This is a genomic window from bacterium, assembly GCA_024224155.1.
In the GTDB taxonomy this organism is placed as follows: domain Bacteria; phylum Acidobacteriota; class Thermoanaerobaculia; order Multivoradales; family JAHEKO01; genus CALZIK01.
This window is the reverse complement of sequence record JAAENP010000071.1, coordinates 1-9,332: the sequence shown is the minus strand read 5'-3', so window position 1 is coordinate 9,332 and position 9,332 is coordinate 1. Positions and strand designations below refer to the sequence as shown.

The following is a 9,332-nucleotide window of genomic DNA, read 5'->3' as shown; positions in this document are numbered from 1 at the left end:
TTCTCCCGAGTAATTTCGCCTTTAACAGTGCCTTTGTGGAGGATCTCGAGACGAGGTAGCCGCGACCAGACGACCTGAACGCCGGAGTCGGAGGCCTCTATTCGAAGGTCCACCGTCGAACGGAACCCCGCCTTCTGTCCCTCATCGAGACGGAGCGGTCGAAACCAGAACTTCCCCAAACTGTCACTCGACTGGAGCCATACTTGCGAGGCCTCCTTGCTGGACGAAGGCGTAGACATGACGAGATGCACCCGCTTGACGCCCCCGCTCGGGTCCGCTTCGAGGGCGACGTCATGGGTGAGAACCCCGATGTCTCCGTCGCGTCGGGGAATAACGTGTCGAACCCAACCGCGGCCGGCGTCGCTGCTGGCTTCGACCACCATGCGCCTGCCGGACTGCCCTCCCCGCCGGTACGCTACGACCACAGTGTCGGCAACAACAGCGATCACAGGTGCATACGCGTGCTTGGTCGCGTCGGAGATCCTCTCTGGTTCACTCCAGCTCGCTCCACCGTCCCGACTGACGCTGTAGTAGACGCCGATGCGGCTCGTCTTCCATTCATTCCAGACAACGTGCACGTCATCGCCCCAAGCAGCGACCTCGAGACTGTGCCAAACCAGTGGTACTTCAGCCAACAATGCCGGCGAGGTCCAGCTTTCACCACAGTCTTCGCTTCGGCGATAGAAGATGCCCTCGATCTTGTCTTCCTCATACGTCCGTGCCGACCAGACTAAATGCACGGCTTCGCCTGAGGTGGCCGCACTCTGGAACTCTTGCCAGGTTCCAGGCTCATCCAACCTGACTGATCGACTCCAACCGGCAGACACTGGCACCGCCCAGGCAAGGGCTGTCAGAAGCACAAGTCCCGTGCACGCTATAAATCCTCGGTTTTCGGTCATTTCCCTTCCTCCGAAGCAAGCCTACTCCAAGGTGTAAGTCCGGGGCGCCAAGTTCCGAGCGGTGGTCATCCAACCCGCCCAGAGCTCGGTAATCCCGTCTGGACCCGGGGGCTTCGCAAAGACAAACGAAATGTGCCTCTTGGAGGGTTGCCTGGTACCAGCGCCTCGTTACGCAGGAACAGAGGGCGACCTCTCAGTCCGAGGCGGGGGGCATTTGACCGACTTGCTACCCCGCGCTGGCTGACGTCCGATAAGACATCGTAGGAAAGCCACGTCCTGCTCCCTTGGCTGGGCGGTGCATCGCGATGTCGAGATCCGCGAGTCCCCTCTGTTCGTCTGACGAGACTTGGCGATCCTCCTCAGGGAGGCGAAGCTCGGGGTACACCAAACAACCCGGGCACGAAGCCCCCACAGAGGAGGATCGCGATGCAACGCTACATCGGAATCGACACGCATTCGAAGAGTTCGACGATCTACGTGATGAGCGCGGCCGGCAAGAAGGTCCGCCACGATGTTGTCGAGACCAATGGCCAGGCGCTCATCGGCCATCTCGCACAGATCCCGGGGCAGCTCCACGTCTGCCTCGAGGAGGGCGAGTGGAGCGCTTGGCTCCACGAGATCCTCGAGCCGCATGTTGCCGAGCTCGCCGTCGAGCAGCCGCAGCAGAAGACCGGGTCGAAGAGCGACGCGATCGATGCACGGGATCTCGCAGAGCATCTGCGTACGGGTCAGATCAAGACCGAGGTCTACAAGGCGCCGCTGCGCTTCACCCAGCTGCGCGAGCTCGCGCGGACGTACGACATGCTGACCGAAGACTCAGGCCGGGCCAAGAACCGGCTGCGCAGCGCCTACCGGCGACGTGCAGTGGGCTACCCGGGGCATGGTCTTGCAGAGCAGTCAGAAGCTCTTCCCGAGCTCCCCGCCTGGATGCGCCGGTCGGTCGAAGCTCTCGGGATCGAGTTGGCCTCGATCGAGGAACTGCGTGGCGGTATCGAGAAAGCGATGATCGCCGAGTCCCGCCGGCACCCGATCTCTCGCATCCTCCAAACCGCTCCGGGGCTGGGGCCGATCCGAGTGGCGCAGTTGATCCCGATCGTCATCACGCCACATCGGTTTCGGACCAAGCGGCAGTTCTGGGCCTACTGTGGCTTCGGCCTGCTCAGGCGGACCACGTCGGATTGGGCAAAGGTCGAGGGACGGTGGGTGCGAGTACCGGTCCAACAAACCCGGGGACTCAATCGAGACTGCAACCACACGCTCAAGAGGATCTTCAAGGGCGCCGCGATGACGGTGATCCGATTCAAGAAGGAGCCGCTGTCGACCGACTACGTGCGACTCACCGAGAACGGCACGCGACCCAACCTCGCCCGGCTGACCGTGGCGCGCAAACTCGCCGCCTCGGTGCTTACAATGTGGAAGAAGAAAGAGAGGTACAACCCGAAGCCCTAACCGATGGACTTTCGAGCGGAGCTCGTAGGGGGAGGCCGACGACCCTCCAGCGCTCGACGATCCGACGGAATGATCTCGCTGGTTTCCAGGTTCGAGGGACAGCATCCGTAGGGCGACTGGTCCCCGGAACGCATCCTGCCGGAAGCACTTCTCCAGGGAAACGGTCCCTGGTGCTGCTCGAGTCAGGCGCGCTCCGGAGGCCCCACCAAAAGACTATGCCCCCTCACCGAACCGAACGAAGAGATGGTCCCCGAGGCCCTCATGGAAGTCTGGTTCAGCGTCAGCGGCAAGAACAGGTTCCGCTTCACGATCAGCGGCGCCCGTCGACCAGCGATCTCGAGTACAGAGAAGAATCCGTAGTCCAAACCTCGAGCTACACCGCAACTGGACGTTCGATGCCAAAGGCCATCGAGCGAGCCCTGGAGGCTTACCCTTGACAATCTTTCCTATGGAAGTCGCCCTACTCGGACGTCGACTCCAAAGTCTGTAGTCGCCGGGCAGAATAGGTCCGAGATGGGCGACATATCGGACCCTCTGAGAAGCTCCGTCAGGTCAGACGGCTACTCCACGAAGCCAAGAAGCGCAATGACCACGGCGCTCACAGCGACGAACGTTGGCGACGGCTTCGGAACGGGCAGCCCTTCAGGGCAGGCCTCCGATGAGGACGGGGGTCGGTTCGGGCGAGGAGGGTAGCGGAGTCTGTAGAAAAAGACCTTGACGCCTATATATTTGTAGTTCACAATAATTGTAGATTGCAAGTGTAGGTGACCGCGTGCACACTCGACAGATTCGAAGCTATCGGCGTATTCTTCGCCGCTTCGAGCGCGTCACCAACGCTCAGCTCAAATCCTGCTGCAGCCACGTGACGCTCGCCCAGTGCCTGGTGCTGCTGGAGATCGAGGAAGGCGGTCGGCTCACGATGGGTCAGCTCGCGGCGAATCTCAGATTGGACAACAGCACGCTCAGCCGCACGGTCGACGGTCTGGTGGCGAAGGGACTGCTTGGCCGCGAGCGAGGCGACAGCGATCGGCGCGTGGTCTGGATCGAGCTAACTCCCGAGGGAGCCGCCGTGTCCCGGTCAATCCACGAGGAGAATGACACGCACAGCCGCCGGGTCTTCGACAAGATCCCCGCGTCGAGGCGCGATGCGGTCATTCGTGACTTCGAGATTCTCGTACAAGCGTACCTCGACTGTGAGGCCGAGGAAGGAGGATTACCATGACCAAGTCCATCTTGCTGCTCACGTTCGTGTGCCTTGCACTGCCGTCGAGTCGCCTGCCGGCCGAAACCGCGACACCGCCCGAGGGCGGAGTAGTGCTCGATTGGCCCCAGTGGCGCGGTGCCAACCGTGATGCCGTTTCATCGGAATCGGGCCTCCTCGATCAATGGCTCGCGGGCGGCCCCACGATCCTCTGGCGAACCCAGGCGGGAGCGGGATTCTCGAGCGTTTCGGTCGTAGACGGGAAGGCCTACACCCTCTGGGACGAGGACGGGACCCAGTTCCTGCTCTGTCTCGACGCTTTGACGGGTCAGGAGCTGTGGCGCCGAGAACTCGGCAAGGCATTCATCCACAACTACGGAAACGGTCCACGCTCGACTCCTCTGATTGACGGTGGAACAGTGTTCACGGTTGGAACCGGGGGGCACCTCGTGGCCGCGGATATGAACACGGGTGAGTTGAGGTGGCAGCATGATCTGGAGCGAGAATACGGCGCCAACCTGCCTCCCTACGGCTACTCCTCGTCGCCGCTGGTCGTGGGTGACAAGGTCGTGATCGAGGCCGGCGGCAAGAACTCGGCCTTCATGGCGTTCGAGAAGACGACCGGCGAGGTCGTCTGGGCCTCGGAGGACGATCAGCCGGCCTACTCTTCGCCGATCGCCGTCACCATCGACGGGGTCGACCAGATCGTGTTCTGGAGCGCGCACGGCCTGCACGCGGTCGCTCCAGACGACGGCAGAGCTCTCTGGCGCTACGTCTGGGAGGAGCTCTGCCCGGTCACCGGAGTTCCGTTGAACACTGGCACACCGCTGTTCATCGCACCGGACCGGATTTTTGTTTCGAGTGGCTCCGGCGCCGCGGTCGTCCGAATCCTGCGAGTCGGCGAGAAGTTCGTGGTGGCAACCGTCTGGAAATCCGAAGAGATGCGCAGCGACGTCAACACGTCGTTGCTGCTCGGGAACTATGTCTATGGATTCGACCGCGGGATTCTCAAATGCCTCGATGTCAGGACCGGCGAACTCATGTGGAGGGCACGGGGATTTCAGCGAGGCTCGCTGATCGCGGCCGACGGCAAATTGATCGTTCTGGGCGAGGCCGGCAATCTCGCTCTCATCGACGCGAGCCCGGAGGGATTCGTCGAGCGAGCCAGCGCCAGCGTCTTGAGCGGGAAGAACTGGACCTCTCCGAGCCTGGCCGGCGGCAGGCTCTACCTACGAAATCACGACGAACTGGTCTGTATCGACATGAAGGGCTAGCCTGAGTGCACTCCCTGTTCGGGTGGCGCGCACTCCGCAGTCCGGGTTTAAGCTGGCTCCGTGGTGCTGCGCACGTCTCGCCTCCTGAAAGCGCTAGTTCTCCTCGCCTCGGTCGCGGCGGTCCTGGCGGTCCTCTTCCAGGTCGTCTACCGGCCGTGGCAGAGGAACTGGGGTTCTACGGAGCAAGAGGTCAACCGCCGGATGCCGGGCGACGAGATCATTGCGGCGCCCACGTTCATCGCGACGAGAGCGGTGACGATCCGAGGCCGACCGAAGACGATCTGGCCCTGGATCGTCCAGATTGGATACAAGAGAGCCGGCTTCTACAGCTGGGACCGGCTCGACAACGACGGCATCCCGAGCGCCGAGCGGATTCTGCCGGAGTTTCAGAATCTCGCGACGGGCGACCAGATCCCGCTGTCGGAGGATGCCGACGCCCAAGTGCGAGAGCTCACGCCCAACCGTTCTCTCCTGCTGTTGTACGGACACGACTCGGACAGCGACGAAGTCTTCACCTGGGCCTGGGGCCTCTATCCGCTCGACCGGGAGCACACCCGACTCGTCACTCGGCTGCGCTGGCGCCCGCATGGCCCTTTTGCCCCGCTGTTGTTGGACGCGGTCGAGATCGTGATGATGAGGAAATGCCTGCTCGGGATCAAACGGCGCGTGGAGGCATCGACTCCGTCCCAGCGGCCCCAAGCCACGCGTGTGGATGTGGTGGGTTCTTCGCGATTCGTGATCGCGATGTCCAAGGGCGGCGAATGAGGCGTGCACGGCGGCTCATCTGCGGAGTCTCGCGCCGAACCGCGCGTTCAGGAGGATTGCTATGACATCGATTGTGAACCGCCTTGCCCGGGCCCTCGCCCTGGCCGCATGTTTGGCCCACGTCGCCTCCATGCCACCACCGGCCCAGGCCGCGCCACAGCCGCAGGCCGCACCACAGAACTCCGACTGGCCTCGTTGGGAGACTCCCGAGGAGGCGGGTTTCTCCTCCCAGGGGCTGGCAGAAGCCGAGCGGCTCTGGTCAGCCATTGACGACGCGCCGGTGTCGGCCTTCTTCTTGGTCTACAAGGGACGGCCCCTGGCGGCCTTCGGCGACGTGACCGCCGACCATGAGTGCCACTCGGTGCGCAAGAGTTTCATGAGCGCCCTCTACGGACCCTACGTCGCCGACGGCACCATCGACGTCGAGGCGACGCTCGAGGAGTTGGGGATCGACGACGACCCACCGCTGAACGAGTCCGAGAAGCAGGCGCGGGTCAGAGACCTCCTGATGGCACGATCGGGCGTCTACCACCAGGCGGCCTGCGAGACACCGGGGATGAGAGACCTGCGGCCTGCCCGCGGCTCCCACCCGCCCGGGACCTTCTGGTACTACAACAACTGGGACTTCAACGCCCTGGGTGCGATCTTCCGCCAGCAGACCGGCGGTGACGTCTTCGAGGAGTTCAAGCGCAAGATCGCGCGCCGCCTCGGCATGCAGGACTTCCGGCCCTCGCGCTGTTCCTACTACTACCAGATGGAGTACTCCGACCACCCGTGCTACGTGTTCCGGATGTCGGCCCGCGACCGGGCCCGCTTCGGCCAGCTCTTCCTCCAGCGGGGGCGCTGGGGAGGCCGGCAGATCATTCCCGAGACCTGGGTCGACCAAAGCACCCGGCCCTATTCGGACACCGAGCCGTCCAGTGGGCTTCCGGGCGTCCACTACGGCTACATGTGGTGGGTCGAAACCCCCGAGACCTTCCAGCTTCTCTTTGACGACTCTCGCCTCCATCACCTGCGGGCTTTCTCGGCCAACGGCAATGGCGGACAGCTGATCATGGTCGTGCCCGACGCCGAGATGGTCATCGTCTTCGCGGTCGACATGCACGCCGGGGGCGACATGGAAATCGAGGAGACCCTGCCGATGCTCGAGACGATTCTCACCTCCCGGGAGATCATCGACCTGGCGCTCGTTCGCTCCAAGGTCAAGCAGAAGACGGTGGCCGCCGGCGATCGCGTGAAGCTCATCGCCAAGAGCAGGAACAGAAGCGCCGAGCGGTCACACCCGACGACGATCGACTTCTATCTTTCGCCCGAGCGGCGGCCGACGGTTTTGGGTGATGACCTGCGATGGATCGGAAAGGTCGATCTGCAGGGCCTGGCCGCCGGCAAACGCAAAACCGCTCGGCTCAAGACGTTCCTTCCCGAAGACCTCCCAGCCGGCAGGTACTACCTCGTCACCGTCGTCGACGACGACAAGACCAACTACGATCTCAACCGCGACAACAACGTGCTCCTCGGCACCAAGGCCATCAAAGTCGAGTAGCGAAGCGAAGTTCGAGGAGCTCGACCGGCTTCGCGAGACCACCGCTCCCCTTTCGCCCTCGACATCTACATCTGGCTCACAATCCGGATGAGCTACCTGCGCAGACCGTGCACGATCCCGTGGGCCGCTCTCGCCGCTCAGTTCGGCGCCGAGTACGGAGCCGAGCGCCGGAAGGCTGGATTCCGGTGCTCGAAGAGAGTTCGACGGCTTTCCTGAAGACCGAAACGTCATCATTCTCGAAGAGCGTCAGGCCGATAAGCCACTGCTACATGGCGGACCAGTGGGGCAGAAAGCCCTTGATCAAATTGGCATGTCGATCGGGGAACGCACCTTGGCCGACGCACCGCGGTAGTGAAGAGGTTGGACGGATCCTGGCGCATCGTCAGCTACCACGCCTCGAATATTGACAAGTGACCGCATTGACGGTGGTCAAGGATCTCTACGCCGAAAGGATCCGGTCGAGAGGAGAGTCGCTATGGATCGGAGTAGCACAGAGCTGGTGCAACCAGACCTTCTCCGCCTCCCAACGCGAGGCGAAAAGAGTGCTATGGCCATGGGTGGCCACGAAGGCGAACGTAAAGAGAATCGGTTTCATTGGTTAATCAGGGTCTCAGGTTGTAGGAGGCGGCCATCGGGCCGGCGTCGGCCTGGTACTTGCGGGCGCGGGCCAGTTCGGCGATCTGGCGGATGTGGCCGAGGTCGTGGAGCGCCCATTCATTCAGCATCTGTGACAGGGTGATCTCGCCGTACTCCTTATGCAGGGCGAGGCGATCGCCCGCGCCGGCAGGGAGGCTGCGGAGGAACTCCATGTTGTTCTCGCGCTGCTCCTCGAAGTGATCGAAAGCCTCCTCGGGGTCGGCATCGCGATAGAGGTCGAGATACATCTGCGCGTCGTCGGGCTCGAACTCGGGACGGGTCTCCGCCATGAAACGATCGAGGCGCATGCGGTAGCAGTGGCCTTCGGAGTGCGACAGGTGGGCCAGCACTTCGGCGACGGAGAAGCGGCCCGGCGCCGGCTTCCACCGGGCGTCCTCTTCGGTCAGCTCCGTCATCAGGCCGCGGAGGATTCGGGGAGTTGCCTCCAGCAGGTCCAGGCAGGGCAGTCCGTTTTTCGTCATCAGCTCATCCTACGACGTCCTCGCCGCCATCGACATGGAGCGTGTTGCCGGTCATCCAGGAGATGGCGGCCGGGCGAGCGCCGGTGACCGCTGATCTCGGTCTCGATAACGCCATGATTCCGGCCCAGCTAGCGGCGAGGCAAGTGAGTAGGAGATGGCCGTAACTGGAGCCCCGCCGCCTGCTCCGAAAGCCGTGCTGCGGAGTAAACATGCAGCACGTTGCCTAGGTGGTTGATGAACTTCTTCTTGAAGTCCCGTAGCCGCCCGTAGTCCGCGCCGAATTGAGTCTGGAGTGCCTCCCACGGAATGAGACACGGCTTTCGTAGATAGCTCATCCGGTAGGTGAGCCAAGAGTAGATGTCGAGGGCGAGAGGTGAGCCCTTGAGCGCCTTGAGGGCGCGGAGGTCGATCGGCACGGCATGGGCGACGAGCTCGTCGTAGAACTCGGTGCTCAAGACAACGACCGAGTTCCAGAGGGGCCGCTGCTCCGGATCTCGGGGCGACCACCAGAGCTCGTGCCTGTGGGCGATCGTGTAAGCCAAGCCAGCGGCGTGGCCCTCGTCTTCGTCGGAGTAACTGCAGCGGATTGTGGTGGAGAAGAGCCGATGGAGCTGGTGGCGCAGGCGTGACGTTGTCCCGCGTTTGCCGGTCACGGGCGTCAGGCCAAGCTTGTACATGAAGCTCGAGAAAGTGGGGCCGAGCTCGATCTCGCGGTTGCGGGTTCGCACGGCTTCGGTCGACAGCCAGGCGAGCGCAAGCCGTGGGTACGAGCCGTAGGGCAGGCCGACCGACGGCGGCGCGTTCATGCAGAGGGTGAAGCGGCCGTTGACGCGCTCGAACTCGTGCGTCCTTGGCCGGCGGTGGGGCAGGGTGGCCTGGACAAGGATTCGGGCCATGAAGCCGAGGGCGCCAGCAGCGCGAGCCTCCTCGGCTTCGATCTCGAGCGCTTCTTGAGCGAGCTTCCGGGACTTGGTGCGTCGTTTGGAAGGGGTGTTCCAAACGGTCCGGTCCAGGACCTCCCCGAGGCGATGCGGACAGTTGTCAGCACGCGTCAGGGCGAAAGCCTCACGCGGCTAAGCTCAT

8 protein-coding genes are annotated in these 9,332 nt (G+C 63.1%); 5 read left to right on the top strand and 3 right to left on the bottom strand.

Translation table 11 applies throughout. The annotated features are described in order from the left end of the window. Positions 1–740, bottom strand: a 740-nt coding sequence (locus tag GY769_04215; GenBank protein MCP4201119.1) for a hypothetical protein, incomplete at its 3' end; no start/stop codon positions are given. Positions 741–1,325: 585 nt separating this feature from the next. Here GY769_04215 and GY769_04210 point away from each other — a divergent pair. From GY769_04210 to GY769_04190, 5 genes are all read left to right on the top strand, one after another. Continuing rightward, positions 1,326–2,348 carry an IS110 family transposase gene (locus GY769_04210; GenBank protein MCP4201118.1) on the top strand — a complete coding sequence of 341 codons (1,023 nt, stop codon included), beginning with the start codon at positions 1,326–1,328 and terminating at the stop codon, positions 2,346–2,348. 772 nt (positions 2,349–3,120) lie between these two features. Beyond that, the gene (locus GY769_04205; GenBank protein MCP4201117.1) at positions 3,121–3,570 is read left to right on the top strand and encodes a MarR family transcriptional regulator; all 450 of its coding nucleotides are present in this window, start codon (positions 3,121–3,123) and stop codon (positions 3,568–3,570) included. Beyond that, on the top strand, positions 3,567–4,823 hold the full coding sequence (locus GY769_04200) for a PQQ-binding-like beta-propeller repeat protein (protein MCP4201116.1): 1,257 nt from the start codon (positions 3,567–3,569) through the stop codon (positions 4,821–4,823). The genes GY769_04205 and GY769_04200 overlap by 4 nt, the downstream gene beginning before the upstream one ends. A gap of 63 nt (positions 4,824–4,886) precedes the next feature. Next, positions 4,887–5,588, top strand: a complete 702-nt coding sequence (locus GY769_04195) for a hypothetical protein (GenBank protein MCP4201115.1) — start codon at positions 4,887–4,889, stop codon at positions 5,586–5,588. Positions 5,589–5,649: 61 nt separating this feature from the next. Next, positions 5,650–7,131 (top strand): serine hydrolase, encoded by a 1,482-nt coding sequence (locus tag GY769_04190; GenBank protein MCP4201114.1) that lies wholly within the window; start codon positions 5,650–5,652, stop codon positions 7,129–7,131. Between the two features lie 602 nt (positions 7,132–7,733). On the opposite strand, the gene GY769_04185 is transcribed toward GY769_04190, so the two are convergent. Together GY769_04185 and GY769_04180 are read right to left on the bottom strand one after the other, a co-directional pair. After that, complete coding sequence (locus GY769_04185; protein ID MCP4201113.1) at positions 7,734–8,249, bottom strand: DinB family protein; 516 nt, start codon at positions 8,247–8,249, stop codon at positions 7,734–7,736. Positions 8,250–8,377: 128 nt separating this feature from the next. Next, positions 8,378–9,145 carry a pirin gene (locus GY769_04180; protein MCP4201112.1) on the bottom strand — a complete coding sequence of 256 codons (768 nt, stop codon included), beginning with the start codon at positions 9,143–9,145 and terminating at the stop codon, positions 8,378–8,380. Positions 9,146–9,332 lie beyond the last annotated feature (187 nt).

Coding starts and splice junctions, on each gene's coding strand:
- GY769_04210 (MCP4201118.1), top strand. CDS start 1,326: ATGCAACGCTACATCGGAATCGACACGCATTCGAAGAGTTCGACGATC.
- GY769_04200 (MCP4201116.1), top strand. CDS start 3,567: ATGACCAAGTCCATCTTGCTGCTCACGTTCGTGTGCCTTGCACTGCCG.
- GY769_04190 (MCP4201114.1), top strand. CDS start 5,650: ATGACATCGATTGTGAACCGCCTTGCCCGGGCCCTCGCCCTGGCCGCA.
- GY769_04185 (MCP4201113.1), bottom strand. CDS start 8,249: ATGACGAAAAACGGACTGCCCTGCCTGGACCTGCTGGAGGCAACTCCC.
- GY769_04180 (MCP4201112.1), bottom strand. CDS start 9,145: ATGGCCCGAATCCTTGTCCAGGCCACCCTGCCCCACCGCCGGCCAAGG.